Source organism: Serinibacter salmoneus (genome assembly GCF_002563925.1).
Lineage (GTDB): Bacteria > Actinomycetota > Actinomycetes > Actinomycetales > Beutenbergiaceae > Serinibacter > Serinibacter salmoneus.
Genome location: NZ_PDJD01000001.1, coordinates 507561 through 531116, shown reverse-complemented (window position 1 = coordinate 531116; position 23556 = coordinate 507561). Strand labels below are relative to the sequence as shown.

24 protein-coding genes are annotated in these 23556 nt (G+C 70.3%); 5 read left to right on the top strand and 19 right to left on the bottom strand.

Features of this window, described 5'->3' with window-relative positions:
• Nucleotides 1-7: 7 nt before the first annotated feature.
• The 12 genes from nuoK to ATL40_RS02125 all read right to left on the bottom strand — a co-directional run bounded on the left by nuoK (nt 8) and on the right by ATL40_RS02125 (nt 11906).
• Complete coding sequence (nuoK, locus tag ATL40_RS02180; RefSeq protein WP_098468110.1) at nt 8-307, bottom strand: NADH-quinone oxidoreductase subunit NuoK; 300 nt, start codon at nt 305-307, stop codon at nt 8-10.
• Complete coding sequence (locus ATL40_RS02175) at nt 304-1155, bottom strand: NADH-quinone oxidoreductase subunit J (RefSeq protein WP_098468109.1); 852 nt, start codon at nt 1153-1155, stop codon at nt 304-306. The genes nuoK and ATL40_RS02175 overlap by 4 nt, the downstream gene beginning before the upstream one ends.
• Nucleotides 1152-1808 (bottom strand): NADH-quinone oxidoreductase subunit NuoI, encoded by a 657-nt coding sequence (nuoI, locus tag ATL40_RS02170; protein WP_098468108.1) that lies wholly within the window; start codon nt 1806-1808, stop codon nt 1152-1154. The genes ATL40_RS02175 and nuoI overlap by 4 nt, the downstream gene beginning before the upstream one ends.
• Nucleotides 1801-3135 (bottom strand): NADH-quinone oxidoreductase subunit NuoH, encoded by a 1335-nt coding sequence (nuoH, locus tag ATL40_RS02165; RefSeq protein ID WP_098468107.1) that lies wholly within the window; start codon nt 3133-3135, stop codon nt 1801-1803. Before nuoH ends, nuoI begins: the two co-directional genes overlap by 8 nt.
• Nucleotides 3132-5579, bottom strand: a complete 2448-nt coding sequence (locus ATL40_RS02160; RefSeq protein WP_098468106.1) for an NADH-quinone oxidoreductase subunit G — start codon at nt 5577-5579, stop codon at nt 3132-3134. The genes nuoH and ATL40_RS02160 overlap by 4 nt, the downstream gene beginning before the upstream one ends.
• Complete coding sequence (gene nuoF, locus ATL40_RS02155; RefSeq protein ID WP_098468105.1) at nt 5576-6871, bottom strand: NADH-quinone oxidoreductase subunit NuoF; 1296 nt, start codon at nt 6869-6871, stop codon at nt 5576-5578. The genes ATL40_RS02160 and nuoF overlap by 4 nt, the downstream gene beginning before the upstream one ends.
• The gene (nuoE, locus tag ATL40_RS02150; RefSeq protein ID WP_098468104.1) at nt 6868-7641 is read right to left on the bottom strand and encodes an NADH-quinone oxidoreductase subunit NuoE; all 774 of its coding nucleotides are present in this window, start codon (nt 7639-7641) and stop codon (nt 6868-6870) included. Before nuoE ends, nuoF begins: the two co-directional genes overlap by 4 nt.
• Entirely contained in the window at nt 7638-8966 is a 1329-nt protein-coding gene (locus ATL40_RS02145) for an NADH-quinone oxidoreductase subunit D (RefSeq protein WP_098468103.1), read from the bottom strand. The genes nuoE and ATL40_RS02145 overlap by 4 nt, the downstream gene beginning before the upstream one ends.
• The gene (locus tag ATL40_RS02140; RefSeq protein ID WP_098470218.1) at nt 8963-9628 is read right to left on the bottom strand and encodes an NADH-quinone oxidoreductase subunit C; all 666 of its coding nucleotides are present in this window, start codon (nt 9626-9628) and stop codon (nt 8963-8965) included. The genes ATL40_RS02145 and ATL40_RS02140 overlap by 4 nt, the downstream gene beginning before the upstream one ends.
• Before the next feature lie 68 nt (nt 9629-9696).
• Nucleotides 9697-10248: an NADH-quinone oxidoreductase subunit B gene (locus tag ATL40_RS02135; RefSeq protein ID WP_098468102.1), complete on the bottom strand. Its 552-nt coding sequence runs from the start codon at nt 10246-10248 to the stop codon at nt 9697-9699.
• 9 nt (nt 10249-10257) lie between these two features.
• Entirely contained in the window at nt 10258-10620 is a 363-nt protein-coding gene (locus ATL40_RS02130; RefSeq protein ID WP_098468101.1) for an NADH-quinone oxidoreductase subunit A, read from the bottom strand.
• Nucleotides 10617-11906: a geranylgeranyl reductase family protein gene (locus tag ATL40_RS02125; protein ID WP_098470217.1), complete on the bottom strand. Its 1290-nt coding sequence runs from the start codon at nt 11904-11906 to the stop codon at nt 10617-10619. The genes ATL40_RS02130 and ATL40_RS02125 overlap by 4 nt, the downstream gene beginning before the upstream one ends.
• A gap of 264 nt (nt 11907-12170) precedes the next feature.
• On the opposite strand from ATL40_RS02125, the gene ATL40_RS02120 reads away from it, so the two are divergent.
• Nucleotides 12171-13268 (top strand): DUF418 domain-containing protein, encoded by a 1098-nt coding sequence (locus ATL40_RS02120; RefSeq protein ID WP_098468100.1) that lies wholly within the window; start codon nt 12171-12173, stop codon nt 13266-13268.
• 93 nt (nt 13269-13361) lie between these two features.
• Here ATL40_RS02120 and ATL40_RS02115 read toward each other — a convergent pair whose 3' ends face one another.
• Nucleotides 13362-15893 (bottom strand): ATP-dependent Clp protease ATP-binding subunit, encoded by a 2532-nt coding sequence (locus tag ATL40_RS02115; RefSeq protein ID WP_098468099.1) that lies wholly within the window; start codon nt 15891-15893, stop codon nt 13362-13364.
• A 203-nt stretch (nt 15894-16096) separates the two neighbouring features.
• Between ATL40_RS02115 and ATL40_RS02110 the strand changes: the two genes are divergently transcribed.
• Complete coding sequence (locus ATL40_RS02110) at nt 16097-16369, top strand: VOC family protein (RefSeq protein ID WP_245866611.1); 273 nt, start codon at nt 16097-16099, stop codon at nt 16367-16369.
• A gap of 9 nt (nt 16370-16378) precedes the next feature.
• On the opposite strand, the gene dtd is transcribed toward ATL40_RS02110, so the two are convergent.
• From dtd to ATL40_RS02080, 6 genes are all read right to left on the bottom strand, one after another.
• Entirely contained in the window at nt 16379-16804 is a 426-nt protein-coding gene (gene dtd / locus ATL40_RS02105; RefSeq protein ID WP_098468097.1) for a D-aminoacyl-tRNA deacylase, read from the bottom strand.
• Nucleotides 16805-17152 (bottom strand): DUF2516 family protein, encoded by a 348-nt coding sequence (locus ATL40_RS02100; protein WP_245866609.1) that lies wholly within the window; start codon nt 17150-17152, stop codon nt 16805-16807.
• 43 nt (nt 17153-17195) lie between these two features.
• Nucleotides 17196-18302 (bottom strand): FUSC family protein, encoded by a 1107-nt coding sequence (locus tag ATL40_RS02095; RefSeq protein ID WP_098468095.1) that lies wholly within the window; start codon nt 18300-18302, stop codon nt 17196-17198.
• Between the two features lie 2 nt (nt 18303-18304).
• Complete coding sequence (gene ygfZ / locus ATL40_RS02090) at nt 18305-19447, bottom strand: CAF17-like 4Fe-4S cluster assembly/insertion protein YgfZ (protein ID WP_245866607.1); 1143 nt, start codon at nt 19445-19447, stop codon at nt 18305-18307.
• The gene (locus ATL40_RS02085) at nt 19444-20040 is read right to left on the bottom strand and encodes a heme-binding beta-barrel domain-containing protein (protein WP_098468094.1); all 597 of its coding nucleotides are present in this window, start codon (nt 20038-20040) and stop codon (nt 19444-19446) included. The genes ygfZ and ATL40_RS02085 overlap by 4 nt, the downstream gene beginning before the upstream one ends.
• A 122-nt stretch (nt 20041-20162) precedes the next feature.
• Nucleotides 20163-20897, bottom strand: a complete 735-nt coding sequence (locus tag ATL40_RS02080) for a hypothetical protein (RefSeq protein WP_098468093.1) — start codon at nt 20895-20897, stop codon at nt 20163-20165.
• Nucleotides 20898-20998: 101 nt separating this feature from the next.
• On the opposite strand from ATL40_RS02080, the gene ATL40_RS02075 reads away from it, so the two are divergent.
• The 3 genes from ATL40_RS02075 to ATL40_RS02065 all read left to right on the top strand — a co-directional run bounded on the left by ATL40_RS02075 (nt 20999) and on the right by ATL40_RS02065 (nt 23536).
• Nucleotides 20999-21721, top strand: coding sequence for a winged helix-turn-helix transcriptional regulator (locus ATL40_RS02075; protein ID WP_098468092.1), 723 nt, complete (start codon nt 20999-21001; stop codon nt 21719-21721).
• 163 nt (nt 21722-21884) lie between these two features.
• A complete protein-coding gene (locus ATL40_RS02070; protein WP_169925857.1) occupies nt 21885-22511 on the top strand; it encodes a DUF47 domain-containing protein in 627 nt (208 codons plus the stop codon).
• Between the two features lie 2 nt (nt 22512-22513).
• The gene (locus tag ATL40_RS02065; RefSeq protein WP_098468090.1) at nt 22514-23536 is read left to right on the top strand and encodes an inorganic phosphate transporter; all 1023 of its coding nucleotides are present in this window, start codon (nt 22514-22516) and stop codon (nt 23534-23536) included.
• Nucleotides 23537-23556: the final 20 nt, after the last annotated feature.

Here is a 23556-nt window from a genome sequence, read left to right as displayed (position 1 = left end):
GCCCCTCCTAGTTCTTCAGCAGGCTGGGCTCGTCGACGGAGACCGTCCGACGCGAGCGATAGAGGGACACGATGATCGCCAGCCCCACCACGACCTCGGCGGCGGCGACGACCATCACGTAGAAGGCCATCACCTGCCCCTCGAGGCCGCCGTGTACGCGGCTGAACGTCACCAGGGCGAGGTTGCAGGAGTTGAGCATGAGCTCCACCCCCATGAACGCGAGGATCGCGTTGCGGCGGGTCAGCACCGTCACGGCGCCGACGGCGAACAGGATGCTGGCCAGCACCAGGTAGTGCACGAGGCTCACCGGTCGGTCTCCTTGTCCAGATCGGTCCCGGTATCGGGGGCGCCATCGCGATCGGCCCGTGGCTGCAGGAACGCGCCCCGGGAGATCTCACGGACGTGACCATCGACCTCGGCGGGCGAGACCTCCTGGCCGCGGATGCGCAGCACACGCGGCACCGAGGACTCGATGGGCTTGCCGTGGGCGTCCATCGCGGGGACATCGGCCGCGTTGTGTAGGGCGTAGACACCGGGTGCCGGCGGCGGGGTGAGCACCTCACCGCCCTCACCGCGGGCGTAGGCCTGCATCCGCAGCGTGACGGTCTCGCGCTGGTCCAACACGGGTCCGAGCCGCTCGCGGTGAGTGAGGGTGATGGCGCCCAACGCGGCCACGATCAGCAGCACGCCCACGAGCTCGAGTGCGAAGACGGTCTGGCCGAAGATGACGTACGCGACCCCGACCGGGTTGGTCACGGCGTTGGCTGCGTCGAGGCCGGTCGCGTCCGGCATCGTCGCGGTGAGGATCACCCCGCCCAGCACGACCACCAGGCCGGCGCCGAGCAGGAACGCGATCCACCGTTGTCCCTTGATCGTCTCGGCCACCGAGTCGGCGGCGTCGACGCCCACGAGCATCAGCACGAAGACGAACAGGATCATGATCGCGCCGGTGTAGACCACCACCTGCGCGACGCCGAGGAACGGCGCCTCCAGCGCGGTGTAGAGGAAGGCCATCCCGATCATCACGAAGATCAGTCCCACGGCGGCGTGCACCGGCTTGCGCGCGAACAGGAGCGCGAGGGAGGCCAGCACCATGAGCGGCCCGATGATCCAGAAGAGCACCTGCTCCCCACCGGACCCTACGACGTCGGTCATTTCACGCCCTTCCCGCTGGTCGCTGCGCGGCGCGCTGCCTCGAGGGTGGGCTCATCGGGACGATGCTCGGCGACCCAGTCCACCTGCGTCTGCGTCGGCCCGGTGACCTCGCCCCGGTAGTAGTCGTCGTCTGTGGTGCCCTCCACCATCGGGTGCGGCGCCGCGAGCATCCCCTCGTTCAGGGGTGCGAGCAGTTCCTCCTTGGTGAAGATCAGTCCCTCACGCGTGGGCCCGGCGAGCTCGAACTCGTTACTCATCGTCAGCGCCCGGGTGGGGCACGCCTCGATGCACAGCCCGCAGAAGATGCACCTCAGGTAGTTGATCTCGTACACCCGCCCGTACCGCTCCCCCGGGGAGTGCTGCTCATCGGCCGTGTTGGAGGCGCCCTCCACGAAGATCGCATCGGCCGGGCACGCCCAGGCGCACAGCTCGCAGCCGATGCACTTCTCCAGGCCGTCCGGGTAGCGGTTGAGGTGGTGCCGGCCGTGGTAGCGGGGGGCTGTGGGGTGCTTCACGAAGGGGTACTGCTCCGTGACCATGGGTCGGAACATGTTCGAGAAGGTCACGCCGAAACCGGCGACGGGGGCGAAGAAGTCGCCCAGGGCCTTGCCCAGTCCCCCACGCTCGGGGGTCGACTCCTGCGGGTCAGCCATCGGAGTTCTCCTTCGGTGCCTCGGGTGCGGGATCGGCGTCTGTGGCGGTGGCGGAGCCGGCCTGGACCGAGACCCGGCGGCGCCGCGGTGCCTCCGGCATCACCTGACCTGGCAGCGGCGGTACGGGGTAACCCCCCGCGAACGGGTCGAAGACACTCGCCTCTGGATCGGGCTCGCTCTCGGGCGGCTTGCGTGCGGGCCAGACCAGCAGGATCACCACCAGCACACCCAGCGGGATCCCGATCCACAGGAGCAGTTCGTTCAGGGGCACGTCGGCGAACTGCCGCACCGCCTGCACACCGGCCACGAGCACGAGCCACACCAGGGCGACGGGCATGAGGACCTTCCACCCCAGGTTCATGAACTGGTCGTACCGGAAGCGCAGCAGGGTTCCGCGGACCCAGAAGAAGAAGAACATGAGCGTCCACATCTTCAGGAAGAACCACAGGAAGGGCCACCAACCCTCGTTGAACATGCCGTCGTTGATCGCGGAGATCGGCCACGGCGCGCGCCACCCACCAAGGAAGACGGTGACGGCCACCGCTGAGACGTTGAACATGTTGATGTACTCCGCCAGGAAGAACCAGGCGAACTTCATCGACGAGTACTCCGTCATGTGACCCGCCACTAGTTCGCCCTCGGCCTCGGGGAGGTCGAAGGGCAGGCGGTTGGTCTCGCCGACCATCGAGATGATGTAGACGACGAACGCGGGCAGCAGTGCCAGCGCCCACCAGAAACTCGTCTGTTCCTCCACGATCCGGGAGGTGGACATCGATCCGGTGACGATGAAGACGCTGACCAGCGCCAGACTCATCGACAGTTCGTAGGAGATCACCTGTGCGGTCCCGCGCACGGAACCCAGCAGTGGGTAGGTGGAGCCGGAGGCCCACCCGCCCAGCATGATCCCGTAGAAGCCGAACGAGGCCACCGCGAGGATGTAGAGGATCGCGACCGGCAGGTCGGTCAGCTGGATCGGCGTCACGACGCCGAACATGCTCACCTCCGGGCCCATCGGGATCACCGCGAACACGAGGAGCGCGGAGAACACCGTGATCAGCGGCGCCAACAGGTACACGAAGCGGTCCGCGGCGCGGACGGTCATGTCCTCCTTCAGCAGCAACTTCATCGCATCGCCCAGGGACTGCAGCAGCCCGAGCGGGCCGTGCACGTTCGGGCCCGGGCGAATCTGCATGCGCCCGAGGATCCGGCGCTCCGCCCAGATCGCGATCAGCACGTTCAGCAGCAGGAACACCAGGATCCCGACGGCCTTGATGACCCAGATCCACCAGACGTCGTTCGAGAAGTCCGCCGCAACGTCGTGGTTCATCGCACGACCTCCACCATCTCACCGATCCTGACGCCCAGTGCGGCGATCGGCGCCGCGTCCTCCCGCGGGTTCGCGGGCACCCACACCACACCGTCGGCCACGTTCGTGACCAGCAGCGGGTAACTCGTCTCGCCCGCCGGCCCGCGCAGCGTGACGCGCTCGGCGCCTTCGACCCCGAGGTCGGCTGCCGTGGTCGGCGACATCATCGCGACGGACCGCCGCGCGGTCCCTGCCAGGTGCGGTTCGAGGTCCTGGCCGCGCGCACCGTCGAGCATGAGGCGCCAACTCGCCAGGATCGCCCGTCCAGGCCCTGGGGAAGGTGGCGGCGGCGCGCTGACCGACGGCTTGGCGACCCGGGTGCCGCGCCAGGCGGTGGCCGGGGCGGTCCCGAGGGTCACGCCGAGTTCGTTCGCCAGCATGGCGAGTGCGTCGGCGTCGCTCTGTGCGGGCGTGTCGAAGACTGCCTGGAACGAGCGGGGACGGCCCTCCCAGGTCAGGAAGGTCCCGGACTTCTCCACGGGTGGCGCGACGGGGAAGACCACGTCAGCCAACTCGGTGACCTCGCTGGCGCGCACCTCCAGGGACACGATGAGACCACCGGCCTCGCGCACCGCGAGCAACGCCTCGCGCGCCGCCACGGGATCGGGCAGGTCGCCCAGTTCCACGCCGCCGACCACGACTCCGGCGAGTGCGCCGGAGCGCAGCGCGGCCAGGATCCCCGCGAGATCGCGTCCGGGTTCGGTCGGGATGTCCCCACCCCACGCCTCGGCGACCTCGGAGCGCGCCGCGGTCTGCGTCACCGGGCGTCCGCCCGGCAGCAGCGAGGGCAGCAGCCCCGCTTCCACGGCGGCGCGGTCGCCGGCGCGGCGCGGCACCCAGGCCAGCTTGGCGCCGGTGCGCTGCGCGAGTCGCAACGCCGCGGTGATGGCACCGGGCGCGGCGGCGAGCCGCTCCCCCACCAGGATGATGCCGGGCTGCTCGGCGCTGCCGAGGGAGGCCACGGCGTCGAGCACCTCCGCCTCGGTGCCGGGCACCGAGGCGAGCAGGTCGGCGCGCATCTTGGTGGCGCCACGGGAGCGCAGTGGCGCCACGGTGGTCACGCGCGCCGTGCCGGCAAGGACACCCTTGCGCAGGCGGAGGAAGATCGTCGGGGCCTCCTCCTCTGCCTCCAGGCCGGCGAGCAGCACGTGGGCGTGCTCCAGGTCGCCGTAGGTGACGGTGAGGCCGGATCCGGCGACGTGCGAGGCGAGCAGTGCTTCCTCCTCGCGACCGCCGTAGGCGCGGGAACGGAAGTCGACGTCGTTGGTCCCCAACACCCGACGGGTGAAGGCGCTCCAGGCCTGGGCATCCTCCAGGGTGCCGCGTCCGCCCGGGAGTGCGGCCAGGGAGCCGCGGCGCGAGGCCAGTTCCGTGGCGGCGACGTCCAGGGCGTCGGCCCAGCTGGTCTCGACCAGTTCGCCGCCATCGCGCACCATCGGCGCGGCGAGCCGATCGTGCGCCGCCTGCCAGCGGAAGGCGAACCGGTCCCGGTCGCTGGTCCACTCCTCGTTGACCGCCGGGTCCTCACCCGCCATCCGGCGCACCACCACGCCGCGGCGGTGGTCGATCCGGATCGCGGCGCCGCAGGAGTCGTGCTCACCGATCGAGGGGGTGGAGACCAGGTCGAAGGGCCGCGCGCGGAACCGGTACGCGGCCGAGGTCAGGGCCCCGACGGGGCAGATCTGAATGGTGTTCCCCGAGAAGTAGGAGGCGAACGGGGCGCCGGCGGCGTCGAGCTCGCTGGCCCCCACCGGGGCCTCGCCGGTGAACCCGAGAACGGTCTCGTCGAATGTGCCGATCTGCTGGCGAGCACCACGCATCTGCAACTCGATGAACGGGTCGCCGGCGATCTCGTCGGAGAACCGGGTGCACCGCTGGCACAGGATGCAGCGCTCGCGGTCCAGCAGCACCTGGGTGGAGATCGCCAGGGGCTTCGGGTAGGTGCGCTTGACGTCGTGGAACCGGGTGACCGGGCGGCCGTGCTCCATCGCCTGGTTCTGCAGCGGGCACTCCCCACCCTTGTCGCAGATCGGGCAGTCCAGCGGGTGGTTGATGAGCAGGAACTCCATCACCCCGCGCTGCGCCTTGTCGGCGGTCTGAGAGGTGAGCTGGGTGTTGACGACCATGCCTGGTGCCACGGTCATCGTGCAGGAGGCCTGCGGCTTGGGCATCGGGCGGACGTTGCCCTCCCGATCCGGCATCGCGACGTCCACGAGGCACTGGCGGCAGGCCCCGGCCGGCTTGAGCAGCGGGTGGTCGCAGAACCGCGGGATGGCGATCCCGAGGTCCTCCGCGGCGCGGATGATCAGCGTGCCCTTCGGCACCTCGGTCGTGATGCCGTCGATCGTCACCTCGACCAGGGGCACCGGGGCGGTGGCGCCCGGCGAGGGCTGGGTGGTGGTCATGCCGGGACCTCCTGGCTGGCCGCGGGGACGATGAGGGACGCACGGGGCGGGAAGAGTTCGTCGGCCGGGGTGTGGGTCCCCGCCTCGAACTCCTCCCGGAAGTACTGCAGGCCACTCTGGATCGGGGTGGCCGCGGCGTCACCGAGGGCGCAGAAGGAACGGCCCAGGATGTTGCCGGCGGCGTCGGAGAGGGTCTCGATGTCCTCCGCCGTGCCCTTGCCTGCCACGAGCCGGTGCATGATCTGCTGCAGCCAGAAGGTGCCCTCCCGGCACGGGGTGCACTTCCCGCAGGACTCGTGCTTGTAGAAGTCGATCCAACGCGCCACGGCACGCACCACGGAGACCGTCTCGTCGAAGATCTGCAGCGCACGGGTGCCGAGCATCGACCCGGCACCGGCCACACCCTCGAAGTCCAGCGGCACGTCGAGGTGCTCGGCCGTGAGGATCGGGGTGGAGGAGCCGCCGGGGGTCCAGAACTTCAGTTCGTGTCCCTCCCGGATGCCGCCGGCGAGCTCGAGCAGTTCGCGCAGCGTGATGCCCAGCGGCGCCTCGTACTGCCCGGGACGGGTGACGTGACCGGACAGGGAGAAGATGCCGTGGCCCGTGCTCTTGGCGGTGCCCATGCCGGAGAACCACTCCCCGCCGCCGAGCACGATGCCGGGTACGGAGGCGATGGACTCCACGTTGTTGACCACGGTGGGCCGGGCGTACAGGCCCGCCACCGCGGGGAACGGCGGCTTGAGTCGCGGCTGACCGCGACGGCCCTCGAGGGAGTCCAGCAGGGCCGTCTCCTCACCGCAGATGTAGGCCCCGGCGCCGGCGTGCACGGTGATCTCCAGCGACCCGAGCAGGCCCGCCTCCTTCGCCTCGCGCACAGCCGCGAGCAGGCGGCGATAGACGTGCACGACCTCGCCGCGCAGGTAGATGAATGCGTGGTCACAGCCGATCGCGTGGCTGGTGATCGCCACGCCCTCCACCAGCACGTGGGGATTGGCCATCATGAGCGGGACGTCCTTGCAGGTGCCCGGCTCGGACTCGTCCGCGTTGACCACGAGGTAGCGGGGTCCGCCGTCCGGGGCGGGCAGGAAGCTCCACTTCAGGCCGGTGGGGAACCCGGCGCCGCCGCGGCCGCGCAGGCCGGAGCCCTTGACGGCGTTCACGAGGTCCTCGGTGGACATCCCCCGCGCCTTGGCCAGTGCCCGGTAGCCGCCGCGGTCGCGGTAGACCGGCAGCGTCCAGGCCCGGGGCACGTCCCAGGAGTCGGTGAGGATCGGGGTGAGCCGGTCGGTCATGACTGCGTCCCTTCCTGGTGGTCCGCGGAGGAACCGGGCTCCCCCACGGCCTCGGTCCCGGCCGTCGGGTCGGCCTCGGGTGCGCCCGGGTAGGCGGGGGCGCGCCAGCCGTGCTCGCGGGCGATCTCCAGACCCACCAGGCTCGCGGGTCCGGCGGTGGGACCGGAGTCCACCAGGCCGTCCTCGAAGCCGGCCAGCACCCGGGAGACCGCGCGGAAGTCCTGCACCACGGGGCCACGGGAGGCGGTGACCTCACGGCCCGCCTGCAGGTCGTCCACCAGCGAGATCGCGCTCGCCGGGGTGACGTTGTCGAAGAACTCCCAATTGACCATCACCACGGGGGCGTAGTCACAGGCGGCGTTGCACTCCACGGCCTCGAGCGTGATCGCGCCGTCGCTCGTGGTCTCCTCGTTGCCGATCCCGAGGTGCTCGGACACGGCGCCGAAGATCTCGTCCCCGCCCATGACTGCACACAGCGTGTTCGTGCACACTCCGACCGTGTAGCGCCCGTTCGGCTTGCGCTTGTACTGGGAGTAGAACGTGGCCACCGCGGAGACCTCGGCACGGCTGAGGTCGAGGGCCTCGGCGCACCAGGCGATCCCGCGCGGCGAGACGAAGGAGTCCACCGACTGGATCAGGTGCAGCAGCGGCAACAACGCGGAACGGGAGTCCGGGTAGCGCGCGATCACCTCGCGCGTGTCCGCCTCCAACTGCGTCGCGACGTCGTCGGGGAACAGGGCCAGCGCGGCCGGCCTCGGTTCGGCGGTCATCGGTCCACACCTCCCAGCACGGGGTCGATCGAGGCGACCGACACCACCACATCGGCGATCTGCCCGCCCTCGCACATGGCTGAGAGCGCCTGCAGGTTCGTGAACGACGGATCGCGGAAGTGCGCCCGGTAGGGGCGAGTGGCGCCGTCGGAGACCAGGTGGACGCCGAGGACCCCCTTGGCGTGTTCCACCTCGGTGTGCACCTGCCCGGCCGGGACCCGAAAGCCCTCGGTGACGAGCTTGAAGTGGTGGATGAGGGACTCCATCGACTCGCCCATGATCTCGCGGATGTGCGCAGCGGAGTTGCCCTGGCCGTCCGGCCCGATCGCGAGCTGCGCGGGCCAGGCGATACCGGGGTCGTCGACCATCACGGGGTGGCTCTGCCCGCTCTTGTCCTGCTTCTCCAGGCGGTCCAGGACCTGGCGAACGATCCGAACCGACTCATCGATCTCCGCGAAGCGCAGCATCACCCGGGAGTACACGTCGGAGTCGGTGCTGGTCGGGACGTCGAACTCGTAGGTCTCGTACCCGCAGTACGGGTCGTCCTTGCGCAGGTCGAACGGGAGACCGGCCGAGCGCAGCACGGGCCCGGTCACACCGAGCGCCAGCGCCGTGGCCAGCGGCAGGTGGCCGATGCCGACCGATCGTCCCTTGAAGATGGGGTTGGCGGCCACCAGCATCCGCAGGTGCTTCACGTGCTGTTGCATCCGCGGGATCATGTCCCGCACCGCGTCCACGGTTCCCGGCGGGATGTCCTGCGCGAGACCACCGGGGCGGACGTAGGCGTGGTTCATCCGCAACCCGGAGATGAGCTCGAAGATCTTCAGGATCTCCTCACGTCCCTGGAAGCCCTCGATCATCATGGTGGTCGCGCCCAGTTCGTTACCGCCGGTGGCGATCGCGACCAGGTGGGAGGCGATGCGCTGCAGTTCCATCAGCAGCACCCGCACCAGCGTGGCGCGCTCGGGGACCTCGACACCGAGCAGCTTCTCCACGCCGAGGCAGTACCCGACCTCCTGGAAGAACGGGGCGACGTAGTCCATACGCGTGCAGAACGTCACGCCCTGGGTCCAGGTGCGGTACTCCATGTTCTTCTCGATGCCGGTGTGCAGGTAGCCGATGCCGACCCGCACCTCCCGCACCGTCTCGCCGTCGATCTCCAGGATCAGACGCAGCACGCCGTGCGTGGAGGGGTGCTGCGGACCCATGTTCACGACGATGCGTTCCTCACCCAGCCGGGCCGCCTCCTCGGCGATCGAGGCCCAGTCGCCGCCGGTGGCGGTGAAGGTGGGGACGCCGTCCAGCTCCTCCTCGATGGTGGTCATCGGTAGGACCTCCGCTGATCGGCCGGGGGCACCGTGGCGCCCTTGTACTCCACCGGAATGCCACCCAGTGGATAGTCCTTGCGCTGGGGATGCCCCACCCAGTCGTCGGGCATCTCGATACGAGCGAGCGCCGGGTGACCGTCGAACACGATCCCCATCAGGTCCCAGGTCTCGCGCTCGTGCCAGTTGTTCGTGGGGTACACGTCCACGAGCGAGGGCACATGCGGGTCGTCCTCCCCGGCCACGACCTCCAGCCGCAGCACGCGCGGACCGTTCGTGATGGAGCGCAGGTGGTACACGGCGTGCAACTCGCGGCCGGTGTCATCCGGGTAGTGCACCCCGCTGACGCCGAGGCACAACTCGAAGCGCAGGTCCTGCTCGTCCCGCAGCATCCTCGCCACGGCCACCAGGTGCTCGCGGGCGATCTCGAGGGTCAACTCACCCCGGTCGACGACCACGCGGCGCACCACGGCGTCGTAGGACAGGCCGGCGTCCTCGATGACCTCGGCGAGGATGTCGACCACCTCGTCGAACCAGCCGCCGTACGGGCGCTGCGCGGGTTCGCCGATCACGACGGTCGTGACGAGCCCGCCGTAGCCGGAGGTGTCGCCGGAACCGGCGCTGCCGAACAGGCCCTGGCGTCGAGCGACCAGGTCGCCCATGTCCTGACCGCCGTCACGCGCGGGCACCAGGCCCAGGTCCGCACGGCCCTCGGCATCGGGTGTCCCGGTCACGCGAGCAGCCCCTTCTGGTCGGAGGTCGGCGTTGCCATCAGCGCGGCGGCCTCAGCGGCCCGGGCAATCTCCACTCGGTTCGCGCCGAGCGGTTCCTTACCGACCTGCTTGTGCAGTTCGAGGATCGCGTGCAGCAGCATCTCCGGTCGTGGCGGGCAGCCAGGCAGGTAGATGTCGACCGGCACCACGTGGTCGCAGCCCTGCACCACCGCGTAGTTGTTGAACATCCCGCCGGAGGAGGCGCACGCACCCATCGAGATGACCCACTTGGGCTCGCTCATCTGGTCGTACACCTGGCGGACCACGGGGGCCATCTTCTGCGAGAGACGACCCGAGACGATCATCAGGTCGGCGTGGCGCGGGGAGGCGCGGAAAACCTCCATCCCGAAGCGGGAGATGTCGAAGCGGGCACCGCCGGTGGCCATCATCTCGATCGCACAGCAGGCCAGGCCCATGGTCACGGGCCACATGGAGGTCTTACGGGCGAGCCCGACCAGATCCCCGATGGTACCGAGCATGAAGCCCGGCGCCTTCTCCTCGAGTCCCATGACGACCTCCTAGTCGAAACTCAGGGCGCCACGGCGCCACTCGTAGATGTAGGGCACGGTGATCAACGCGATGAAGGTGAGCATCGCCACCACGCCGAAGACCGCGAGATCGGTGAACGCGACCGCCCACGGGTAGAGGAAGACCACCTCGATGTCGAAGACGATGAACGTCATCGCCACCAGGTAGTACTTGATGTTCAGGCGGCCGTGCCCGATGGCCTGAGGCGTGGGCATGATGCCGCACTCGTAGGCCTCCAGCTTGGCGCGGTTGTACACCTGCGGCCCGATGTGGCGGCTCGCGGTCAACCCGCCGACGCCCAGCAGGAGGGCGACGGCCATCATGATGAGGATCGGCACGTAGGGATTGGTCATGCCGCTGGCACCACCTTCGTCAGTGCAGTGATGATCCGGTCCATGGCGTCGCCACCCGTCCGGTCATAGGAGTCGGACAACAGTTTGTGCACGAACTTCATCAGCAACGGCCGCGGGAGGCCGTACTTCGTGCAGATCCGCATGATCGTGGGGTGCTCGATGATCCTCACGAACACCGAGCCCAGGCGGTAGTAGCCGCCGAGTTCCTCGGTCATCAGCCGCGGGTAGGCGGCCATGGCGCGCTCCCGACCGAGTGCCGTGGGCCGAGCCAGCGCCTGGGCGATGGTCTCGGCGGCGAACCGGCCGGCCTGCATGCCGTAGGCGATCCCCTCACCGTTGAACGGGGAGACCATGCCGCCGGAGTCACCCACCAGCAGCAGTCCGTCGGCATACAGCGGCTTGCGGTTGAAAGCCATCGGCAGCGCCGCGCTGCGCACCGGACCCACCTGGTTCTCAGGGGTGAAGCCCCACTCCTCGGGGACGTTCTCCATCCACCGCGCGAAGATGTCCTTGTACTTGATCTGCGTGGAGCGCGCGTTGGAACTCACGCTGCCCAGGCCGACGTTGACCAGGCCGTTGCCGAGCGCGAAGATCCAGCCGTAGCCGGGCAGCAGATCGCTCTCGCCCGGTTTTCCGTCCCACAGTTCCAGGTGCGACTCCATCATGTCGTCGTCGTGGCGGGGGCTGCGGAAGTAGGTGCGTGCAGCCACGCCGAGAGGCCGGTCGTCGCGCTTCTCGCGCCCCACCTTGGTGGCCAGGCGCGCGGAGACCCCAGCGGCGTCGACGACATACGGGGCGGTGAAGGTGCGCTCGGCCTCCCCGGTGGCGCGTCCGCGGCCGTCGACGGGCTTGACCGTCACCCCCACCACACGGCCGTCCGGGTCGAGCACGGGACCGGTGACGCTGTGCCCCTCCAGGAGCTTGGCGCCGGAGGCGACGGCGTGGCGCGCGAGCGTCTCGTCCAGGTCGGTCCGGGCGCGCGCGAGGCCGAAGTTCGGGACCGTCTCCAGGTCCGGCCACGGCATCTCGATCTGGTGACCGCCCCCGAGCACCCGCAGGCCGGTGTTGCGGATCCAGCCGTCCTCCTCACGGATGGGGATGCCCATGGAGATCAGTTCAGCCACGGCGCGGGGTGTGAGACCGTCCCCGCAGACCTTGTCCCGCGGGAAGGTGGACTTCTCCAGCAGCAGGACCTCGAGCCCCCGTTGGGCGAGGTAGTGGGCGGTGGCGGCCCCCGAGGGGCCTGCGCCGACGACGATCACATCGACGTGATCCGTCGAAGCCATCGTCTTCACCTCACTGTCGTCATGCCACGTGCGCGTCAAGCACGCGCACGCCAAACCTCACTCTACAAACGCCGCCATGGGGTGTCTGCCAAGGCACACCTAACCTGTCCGGGGCGATGAGACCCTGCTTCGCACGAGCAGGTCAACGGCGTGGAATCATCGCCTCCACTCTATGGGGTTGAGTGCCTCCTCGCCGCTCGAGAACGCCGGCTGCTTCAGCGGGCCACACTGGCAGCACCGGGGTCGCTGCGCCACGCTAGGGGCATGGCGACGAGCATCGATCCCCCGGCGTCACGCCCGGGCACGGCCCCCCGACGCCAGCGGGATCGCCTGCTGATCCCGGACGTGCTGCGTGGCGTCGCGCTGCTGGCGATGGTGATCGCCCACATCGACCCCTTCGTGCGGGAACCCCTCGCCGGATGGGCCTTCCTCTCCGCGCAGATCAACGACCTCGCCTCCCCCCTGTTCGCGCTGGTGATGGGGATGTCGGCGCAGATCATGCTGCGAGCATCCGGCGGTACCACCCGCGCGGTGTGGGTGGTGATCACCCAGAACGCCGTGCGCGGCACGGTGCTGATCGCCCTCGGCCTCTGGCTGGAGACCTGGGGCACCTGGATCGCCATCGTGCTGGCGTTCCTGGGTGTGCTGTTGATCGTGGGCACCCCGCTGGTGGTGCTCGGCACGCGCGCGTTGCTCGTGGTCACGGCCCTCGTGTGGCTGGTCAGCGGCGCCGTGGTCGCCTGGGCCAACGCCTCGCTCGGGACGAGCGCCCTCCCGCCGGTGCTGGACCGCCTCGTCGAGTGGACTCTCCTCGGGCGCAGCTACCGACTGGCGAATCTCCTGCCGTTCTTCCTGCTCGGGGCGTTGCTCCTGCGGCACGGCTTCCAGCGAGATCGTCTGCTGCTGGGAATGGCCATGCTCGCGCCGATCGCCTACCTCGCCCGTCCGATCGCCGAGCGGGTGCTGGGCACCGAGCAGTTCTCCGGCAGTTATCTCGACACGCTGCACGACGTCGGGCTGGTGTTCACCGCCTACGTGGTGGTCGTATGGGCCGCCACCGTGCCCTCCGGGTCCGCGCAACGCGCGCTCGGCTGGGTGTTCACGCCGCTGCGCGCAATCGGTTCCGTGGCCCTGAGCCTGTACGTCCTGCACACAGCGCTCGTGCGCTGGGGCATGCAGCACGCCGCTCAGGACCCCACCACGCTGAACCACATGCTGCCGTGGACGCTCGTGCTCGTGGTGACGCTCGCGGTGGGTGTGCTGTGGTGGCGGTTCGTGGGGCGGGGGCCGATCGAGTGGCTCACCGGGGTGATCTCCGGCCGCTACCGCCTCACCGCGCGCCGGAAGCGGGTCGTGACCTGACCAACCCGCGGGCGGCCCGGACGCGAGGACGGGGCCATCACCCGGATGGGTGACGGCCCCGCCTCGATCCGATGGTGCGATCTCGCGCCGTGGTCAGTCCTGCGTGGACGCCTGATCCGGCGCGTCATTCGCGACGCCGACGCTCACCACGCCGTCCAACCGAGGATCGTCGCGGTCCACGCCCGAGAAGGTGAACTCCCCGAGCAGACCCTCACCGGTCGCATCGACGATGACCTTCTGGCCAGCCTTCAGTTCTCCGAACAGGATCTTCTCGCTCAGGTTGTCCTCGATCTCGCGCTGCAGCGCCCGGCGCAGCGGTCGCGCGCCGAGCACCGGGTCGTACCCGCGCTCGGCGAGCAGCGTCTTGGCGGCCAGGGTCAACTCGATGGACATGTCCTTGTCCTCCAGCCGCTCCGCCAGACGCGCCACCATGAGATCGACGATCTGGAAGATCTCCTCCTGGTTGAGCTGCGGGAAGACGATCACGTCATCGACACGGTTGAGGAACTCCGGGCGGAAGTGCTGCTTGAGTTCCTCGTTGACCTTGACCTTCATCCGGTCGTAGTTGGTCGAGAGGTCACCGCCGGCCTGGAACCCGGTCTGCACGCCCTTGGCGATGTCCCGCGTACCGAGGTTCGTGGTCATGATGATCACGGTGTTCTTGAAGTCCACCACCCGGCCCTGGGAGTCGGTCAGTCGACCGTCCTCCAGGATCTGCAACAGCGAGTTGAAGATGTCCGCGTGCGCCTTCTCCACCTCGTCGAACAGCACCACGGAGAACGGCCGACGCCGCACCTTCTCGGTGAGCTGGCCGCCCTCCTCGTAACCCACGTAGCCGGGAGGGGACCCGAAGAGCCGCGAGACGGTGTGCTTCTCGGAGAACTCGGACATGTCGAGCTGGATCAGCGCGTCCTCGTCCCCGAACAGGAACTCCGCGAGCGCCTTGGCGAGCTCGGTCTTCCCGACCCCGGTGGGACCGGCGAAGATGAACGAGCCTCCCGGGCGCTTGGGGTCCTTCAGGCCGGCGCGGGTGCGCCGGATGGCCTGGGAGAGTGCCTTGACCGCGTCCGCCTGACCGACGATCCGCTCGTGGAGCGCATCCTCCATCTTCAGCAGCTTGGTGGACTCCTCCTCGGTCAGTTTGAACACCGGGATCCCGGTGGCCACCGCCAGCACCTCGGCGATCAGTTCCTCGTCCACGGTCGCGACCGTGTCCATGTCGCCGGACTTCCAGGCCTTCTCCTTCTCGACACGCTCGGAGGAGAGCTTCTTCTCGTCGTCGCGCAGGCGGGCGGCCTTCTCGAAGTCCTGGTCGTCGATCGCGGACTCCTTGGCGCGGCGCGCCTCGGCGATCCGCTCGTCAAGTTCACGTAGCTCCGGCGGCGCCGTCATCCGGCGGATCCGCAGTCGCGCGCCTGCCTCGTCGACCAGGTCGATCGCCTTGTCCGGCAGGTAGCGGTCGTTGATGTACCGGTCGGCGAGATTCGCCGCGGCCACGAGCGCCGGGTCGGTGATCGTCACGCGGTGGTGCGCCTCGTAGCGGTCCCGCACACCCTTGAGGATCTCGATGGTCTGCGAGAGGTTCGGCTCGTTGACGGTGATCGGCTGGAACCGGCGCTCCAACGCCGGGTCCTTCTCGATGTGCTTGCGGTACTCGTCCAACGTGGTGGCGCCGATGGTCTGCAACTCACCGCGGGCCAGCATCGGCTTGAGGATGCTGGCGGCGTCGATCGCGCCCTCGGCGGCACCCGCACCCACGAGGGTGTGGATCTCGTCGATGAACAGGATGATGTCGCCGCGGGTGCGGATCTCCTTGAGGACCTTCTTCAGTCGTTCCTCGAAGTCACCGCGGTAGCGGGAACCGGCGACCAGCGCACCGAGGTCGAGGGTGTAGAGCTGCTTGTCCTTCAGGGTCTCCGGCACCGTGCCGCGCACGATGTCCTGCGCGAGGCCCTCCACCACGGCGGTCTTCCCGACACCGGGCTCGCCCACGAGGATCGGGTTGTTCTTGGTGCGGCGGCTCAGCACCTGCATCACGCGCTCGGTCTCGGTCTCGCGGCCGATCACCGGGTCGAGTTTGCCCTCGCGAGCATGCTGGGTGAGGTTGCGCCCGAACTGGTCCAGCACGGCCGAGCCGGAGGGCGCACCCTCCTGCGGTCCACCTCCCGGGGCCACCGCCTCCTTGCCGCCCTGGCCCTGCAGGAGTTGCAGCACCTGCTGGCGCACGCGCCCGAGGTCCGCCCCGAGGTTGCCCAGCACCTGCGCGGCGACGCCCTCACCCTCGCGGATGAGCCCGAGCAGGATGTGCTCGGTGCCGATGTGGTTGTGGCCGAGCTGCAGGGCCTCGCGCAGCGAGAGCTCCAGCACCTTCTTGGCGCGCGGGGTGAAGGGGATGTGCCCCGTGGGGGCCTGCTGGCCCTCCCCGATGATGTCCACCACCTGCTGGCGCACGACGTCCAGCGAGATCCCGAGCGACTCCAGCGCCTTCGCGGCGACGCCCTCCCCCTCGTGGATCAGACCGAGCAGGATGTGCTCGGTCCCGATGTAGTTGTGGTTGAGCATGCGAGCCTCGTCCTGCGCGAGGACGACGACGCGACGTGCACGGTCGGTGAATCTCTCGAACATGGCGCACCTTCTTTCCGGCTTCGTCGGTCGCATCGCACGACCGTCGGGGCGGCTTGACGTACAGGCTAACCGTGCCCGTTGCCTCGGGATGCCCGTGTTCGCCCCCGGCAGAGTCGGGGCGGCGCGGGCGATGAGTTCTCCCGGTGCGCACGGTCATTCCCTCAGGCGCGTCACCAACGAGGCGCCCCGAGGAGAGGATGCCCATGTTCTTCCCCAACCTGCAGGTCGCGGACGTCGCGCGCACCCGTGAGTTCTGGACCGCGCTCGGCTACTCGTTCAACGAGACCTACAGCGCCGAGAACCTGCCGAGCCGTGACGCGGTGGACACCCTGGTCGAGGGCGTGCTCGCCGGCGGTGGTGCGGCCGCACGCCCCATGGAGGACCTGGGCTTCGTGGACACGCGGGCCTTCCGCGACCTCGACGGGCACATCTGGGAGCCGTTCTTCATGGATGCCTACCGGTTCCCCAGCGCCTGAGGGAGTGGCTCAGACGTCCAGCACGAGCGTGGTGGGACCGTCGTTGACCAGCGAGACCCGCATGTCGGCGCCGAAGCGCCCGGTCGCGACCGCCACGCCGCGCTCGCGCAGGGCAGCGATGACCTCCTCGACCAGAGGCTGCGCCACCGGGCCCGGGGCGGCGGCGCTCCAGGTGGGTCGTCGCCCCTTGCGGGCGTCGCCGTAGAGCGTGAACTGGCTGACCACGAGCACCCCGGCGCCCGCCTCGCTCACCGACCGCTCGCCCCGCAGGATCCGCAGCTCGGCGATCTTGCGGGCCAGCGTGGCCGCGTGGGCGGGTGTGTCCTCATGGGTGACCCCCACCAGCGCCAGCAGCCCCTCCCCCTCGACGGCGCCGGTCACCTCGCCGTCCACCGTCACCTGGGCGGAGTCGATCCGCTGCAGGACCGCGCGCACCTACCAGCCGCCGGAGGAGCGGGGCGGGCGGCGCGTGAAGCGCGCGACCTCGGGCTTGACGTCAGCGAGGTAGATCGCGGCGGGCAGCACCGCGAGGATCATGAACAGGCTGCCACCGAGCCCCGCTCCGAGCACGATCGGCCCGAGCGGGATCGCGGGTAGCGCGAGGTAGCCGAAGAACAGGCCGGCGGCCAGCAGAAGCGACCAGAATGTCTTCGTCCGCTTGTCCGCGGCGGTGAAGGTGTCCGGGGACCGGCGCACGGCATCGATCAGTGCACGCACCTCGATCACCACGGCAACGGCGCCGAGCATCACCCAGACGCCGTAGTTGATGTAGTACGCGATCACCCCTCGAGGGTAACCGGAGCGCGCCCGATCCCGTGAACGATGCTCAGGTCCGGGTGAAGGCGCGGGTGGCCTCGGCCTCATCGGCCCCCGCCGCGCGCAGCAGGTCGAACACCACCGAGCGCAGCAGCGAGAGCACCGTGTGCCGCACCGGGTCCCGCTCACCGGAGGTGCGCAACCGCACGGCGATCGCCTGCAGGTCCCCTCGCACCTGGACCCCCTCGCGGCCGGCGCCGATGTGGGCCGCCAACCGTCGGGTCGCGATGGCGAGTTCCTCCACCAGGCCCGCCAGTTCCTCGTCGCGCCAACCCTCCCGGGCGAGCACGACCTGGCGACGCGCCAGCACCCGGGTGGAGCGGATGGCTCGATCGGTGAACTCGCACGCGGCGGTCAGCCGAGTGAGTTCGGGCAGGAAACGCCGCCAGGCGGGAGAGAGCCGCACCGTGGAGCGTGCGGCCTCGTCCGCTTGCTCCCAGGTGGCCAACTGCCGCCCGGTCGCGCGCGCCCTCGCCAACGCGTCCAGGACCTCGGCCTCTTCGGGAACCCGCAGCGCCGCGCCGAGCGAGGTGAGCACCTCCCCGAGTTCCGCGATCGTGCTGCGCGCCAGCGAGCGGGGACGCTTGCGGGGGTCCTTCGGGATGAAGATCGAGAAGACCAGTGCGACGGCGCCGCCCACCAGGGCGTCGGTCCAACGCCCGACCGGCCCGCCCGTGGCCGCGACCGCAGGCAGGCCGAGCACGACGATCGCCTGGACCACGGACTGGGTGGTGAGCACCGGGGAGGGGTCGAGGAACCGTGCGATGACGGCCGCCACGAACACCACCACGCCGATCTGGATCGGGCCGGAGGAGAAGTGGTACTGCACCAGTTCGCCCATGCCCACGCCCAGGGTGATGCCGATGGCGACCTCCCCCACCCGCCGGGGATGCACATCGGGGCTGAAGCCGAGCGCAGAGAAAGCCGCGACGGCCGCGAAGAACGGGTAGGCGTGCCCGAGCATCGCGCCGGCGACGGCGTAGGCGACCCCGGCCGCCAGGCTCACCCAGGCGATCGGACCGAGGGCGGAGGCGACGCGCGCGTACCCCAGGCGGGCCCCGATCCCCCGCTCCCGCCAGAAGGCCTGCCAGCGCGTGTCCTCGCGCGCGGAGGTCACGGTCAGAGGGTGCGGCGGCGCAGCCCGCCGGCGAGCGGCCCGCGCGGTTGCGGCCGGCCCTCACCCAGGCCGTCCGGGGAGACGATGACCTCCTGAGAGGCCGCGATCGCGCCCCCGGGACCGGCGACCTGCACCTCGGCGGCGGCATCGGTGGACCGCTTGAGGACCGCCAGGGCGATGGGCCCCAGCTCGTGGTGCCTGGCCACCGAGGTGACCCGGCCCACCACCTTCTCCCCCAGCGCCACATCGGCGCCGGCCTCCGGGATCAGGTGCTCGGAGCCATCCAGGTGCAGCATCACCAGGCGGCGCGGCGGCCGTCCGGTGGAGAACGTCCGCGCCACGCCCTCCTGGCCGCGGTAGCAGCCCTTGTTCAGGTGCACGGCGGTGCGCAGCCAGTCCAGTTCGTGCGGGAGACTGCGGTGGTCCACCTCGCGGGCCAGGCGCGGGCGCCAGGCCGCGATCCGCAACGCCTCCCACGCCATCGTTCCCGCGATTGCGCCACCCGCCCGCTCCACGGCGGCGACCGCGTCCTCGAGCGCGTCGGCGGGGAGCAGCACGAGCGCACCCGGCGTCTGGCGCCCCGGGTGGGTGGCGTCGTCGGGGAGCAGGGCGTACCTGGTCCCGCCGGGGACCACCCCGGGCCACGGGTCCCGCCAGATCCCGTGGACCTGCACCGGTGGGTCCGGCGCGGCAAGGACGGCGAGCGCGGCGCCGTCCCCGGCCGCGATCGTGCCCAGGACCGCGACGTCCTCGCGCACGGTGACCTGGACATCGAGCATGAACCGCATGGAGTCGAGGAACTGAGCGAGTGGCTCGGCCCGGCCGGACTCCGTGACCAGCAGCGTGGTCTCGCCGTCGTCCAGGAGTGCCGCGGCGTGCTCCACCCGTCCGTTCGGGTCCAGCAGCAGCAGCTCGGCGCCGACGCCGGGGGCGAGGTCGCGCAGCCACTGGCTGGAGAGCGTGTCGAGCCAGGTGAGCCGATCCCGGCCGGTGACGGCGAGGACGCCGAGGTGGCTCAGGTCCACCACGGCCGCACCGCGCACGAGCGCGCGCTGCTCGCGCATCGGATCGCCGTAGTGCGCCGCGACGCCCCCATCCGGGGCGGTCGCCGCCACGGCGCCACTGCGGCCGAGCACGGCGCTCACGCCGTCGGGTCGTCGAGGCGCATCAGGCGCCCGGTGGCGTAGGTCTGCAACTCGTGGCCGAAGGCCGCCAACTCGGTGGACCAGAAGATCTGGCCGCGCACCCACCCGTACATCCGGCGCTGCGCCACGACCTCCGACGCGGTGGCGGTGCGCGCGATGTGATGTGAGGCGAGGTCGATCCGCGGGCCCTGGGCGGTGCCGACATGAACGGAGACGTGGCCACTGGCCTCGGCCAGCAGCACCTCGATGCCGCTCGGGTCCGGGGCGTCGGCCGGCGCGCCGGCCACCGGCTGCGCCTCGCCCTCGGACGCGGGCCGCCAGAATCCGGACTCCGCCGACCAGACCTCGCCCACCTCCAGCGCGCGGGGGTCGAACGGCTGATCGGGCGGCGGCACCTCCCCCTCCAGGAGCGAGAGGGTTGCCGAGTAGATCAGGTACGGCCCGCCGTCGTGCGTGAGCGAGAGGTCGGCGACGATGCCGCGCTCGGGGATGTCGGGGTAGGACAGCACGCCGGGGCCGCGCCAGGTCCCCACCATCCAGGCCAGCGGGTACAACTCGGGTCCCAGGCCGTCGGGCAGGACGAAGGAGGACATCAGGCGGTGCGCTTCAACAGTCGGTAGACGACGTACCCGGCGAACCACGTGGTGGCCAGTGCGACCGCGATCACCAGCCCGGTGAAGATGATGTGCAGCATGGTCCTACCCTACCCGGGCGGCTACAGGAAGTACTCCCCGATCACCCAGATCGGCAGACCGACCACGAGCACCGGCATCACGGCTGCCGCCAGGGCAGCGGAGACTCGACCCGAGGCCGGGAAGCGCCCGAGCAACTCGTGCAGGGTGGCCACCATGGCACCCGTTCCCGCACCGATCAGCACGCCGATCACCGGGCCGATCGCGGGCAGTGCGAGGCCCGCACCGAGACCGATCAGAGTGGCGACGGTGATCGCCAACGCCGCGTGGGGCCACGGGCGCATGTGCAGCGCTTCGCAGGCCGAGCCACCGGCGATCGCACCGGCGGCCGCCACCACCAGCGCGAGTGAGAGCGGCTCGTCCGGGATGCTCAGCCATCCCGCAGCGGCCAACACGGCCACCGAGCCGGCCACGGTGCCGGAGAGCGACTCGACCAGTCGCGGCCGGCCGTCGCGCCGGAGGAGCTCGGCCACGATCGCGGCCACCACGCCGAGCGCGGCGACCAGCACGAGGTCGCCGGGGGCGCCACCGAGGGCGAGCACGGCGAAGGAGGCGATGGCGATCGCGCCCAGGACGACGCGGCTACCCAGCAGCGCGGGCAGACCGAGCAGTCGTGGCCAGCCGACCGCGAAGGCTCCTGTAAGCACCGCCACCAGCACCAGGGCGGCGGGCCACGCCAGGTAGGCGAGCACGACGACGAGCGCGGCCGCCACCGTGCTGGTGATGGCGCGCAACGACGGGCTCAGCAGCGTGACCACGTGGCTCATTCTCCCGGGGCGGCAAGACGGTCTGGACCTGTCTTCCACGCTACTGCAATAAGGTGGTCACAGTTCTCCCCTCGTCGATAACCGGAGGAACTGTGGCGGAACTGCTCGTTCTGACGTCGGAGCCCGGTGGGTCATCGCAGGTGCTACCCGCGCTCGCGCTGCTCAATCACCGGGTCCGCGTCCTGCCGGTCGAGCCCTCCGCTCTCCTGGACGCGCCGGATTCCGACATCGTGATCCTCGACGCGCGTCGCGACCTGGCAACGGCACGCACGACCTGCCGCCTGATCCGCACCACGGGCCTGACGGTGCCTCTCCTGCTGGTGCTCACCGAGGGCGGGTTGACGGTGGTCGGCGCCGACTGGGGCAGCGACGACATCGTGCTGGACACCGCCGGGCCCGCGGAACTGTCCACCCGGCTGCGTCTGCTCGCCGAATCGGGCAGCACGCATCGCGCTGCGGCGGAGGACAGCGAGATCGAGGCCGGCGACCTCATGATCGACCCCAGCGGCTACACGGTGCGGTTGCGCGGTAGGGCCCTGGACCTGACCTACAAGGAGTTCGAACTCCTGAAGTACCTCGTCCAGCACCCCGGCCGGGTCTTCACCCGGGCGCAGCTGCTCCAGGAGGTCTGGGGGTACGACTACTACGGCGGCACCCGCACCGTGGACGTGCACGTGCGGCGGCTACGGGCCAAGCTCGGCAGCGAGCACGAGGGCCTGATCGGGACGGTGCGTAACGTCGGGTACCGGTTCGAGCCGCCGCGTGAGCGGCGCGAACCCGATTCCCAGCAGGACGGCGCCGCCTCACCGGCCTGAGGCTGCGCCGTCAACGCCCGATTGACACGACCGCGCCACTGCCCGTCCCACCCTGAGTCCCGGGCTCACCCCGGCGTCAAACGGGCGTCATCCTGCGCGATAAGGTGACGCGAACGTCCATCCCCCCGGGCGTCCCGCCCAGCGAACTGGAGGCCCTGTGCGCTTGCGTCTGACCCCGCGCGACGCGGTGATCTTCCCGCTGTTGCGCGCTCAGGCGGCCCTGCCGTCGGTGGCCTGCGGCCTGCTGGTGACCATGATCGGGAGCACGGTCGCTGAGCGGAGCGAGATCCTGGAGCGGATGCGCGCGGTGGAACGGGACGCCGCCCAGGCGCGCAGCGCGGTGCTGGACCGCGTCGTCGCCTCGTTCGTCACGCCCTACGATCGGGAGGACCTGTACCGCCTCGCCACCGCGCTGGACGCCTGCGTGGACGAGATCGCACGAACCGGCGATCGCGTGGCCGCCGCTCGCCTGCCGCGGCTGCCCGAACCCCTGGTGGCACAGGTGGAGTCCATCCAACGCTGCAGCGAACTCGTGGACTCCGCCGGTGGGGAGTTCTCGCGCATGACCGCCCTGCGCGATGTGTGCGTGCAGCTGTCCGGGCTCGTCTCACACAGCCGGCGCGCTCACGAGAGGTTCGTGGCCGACCTATTGGCCGGACACAGCGACGCCGGTATCGACCCGCTCGAGATGATCCGGCTGTCCATGCTGGCGGACGCGCTCGTGCGTGCGCTCGAGCGCTTCCGCGATCTCGCGCAGATCGTGGAGACGATCGCCGTCAAGGAAGCGTGAGCGTGGAGGTCGCCCTCCTGGTCCTGGTGGTGACCGTCGCTCTCACCTTCGGGTTCACCAACGGGTTCCAGGACACCTCCAACGCGATCGCCACCTCGGTGACCACGCGGGCGCTCACCCCGCGTACCGCCATCATCCTGGCGAGCGCGATGAACTTCGTGGGAGCCCTCCTCGGCACAGGTGTGGCCGAGACGGTCGCCACCGGCATCATCTCGGTCGATCCCACCAGTCAGGGCGGAGCGGTGGAGGCGTTGACGGTGATCCTGGCGGCGCTCCTGGGCGCGATCGCCTGGAATCTCCTGACCTGGTGGCGCGGCTACCCCTCCTCCTCCACCCAGGCCCTCGTGGGTGGCCTCGTGGGGGCGGGGATCGCGGGATCCTTCGCCATCCCATGGCACGACGTCGGCTCGGACGTCGTCTTCCCGATGCTCCTGTCCCCCCTCGTCGGATTCGTCCTGGCCTACCTGGCCATGGCAGCGCTGTTGTGGGCGCTGCGCGGACGACCCCGTGGCCGCACACAGCGCGGCTTCGGCCTCGCGCAGACGGTCTCGGCCGCCGCCGTCGCCCTCGGGCACGGCCTACAGGATGCGCAGAAGACGATGGGCGTGATCCTGCTCGCTCTGTTCGCCACCGGGTCGCTGGAACGCGACTCCGGGGTTCCCGTGTGGGTCAAGCTCGCCGCCGCAGCGGCGTTGAGCCTGGGCACCTACGCCGGCGGGTGGCGGATCGTTCGCACCCTGGGGCGCCGCCTGATCCGACTCGACCCGGCGCGCGGGTTCGTGGCCGAGACCGTCTCCGCTGCCGTCCTGTACGTCATGGCCATCGGCCTGCACGCCCCGATCTCGACGACCCAGACGATCACCTGCGCGATCCTGGGGACCGGCACCACCCAGCGGGTCTCCGCCGTGCGGTGGGGCGTCGCGGGCCGGATCGGTGGGGTCTGGCTCGTGACGCTGCCGGCCGCCGCTGTGCTGGGTGCCGCGGGCTACGGGGTCATCGCGGGGGTCGTCGCCCTCCTCGTGTGACGTCGCCCCCACACGGCGTG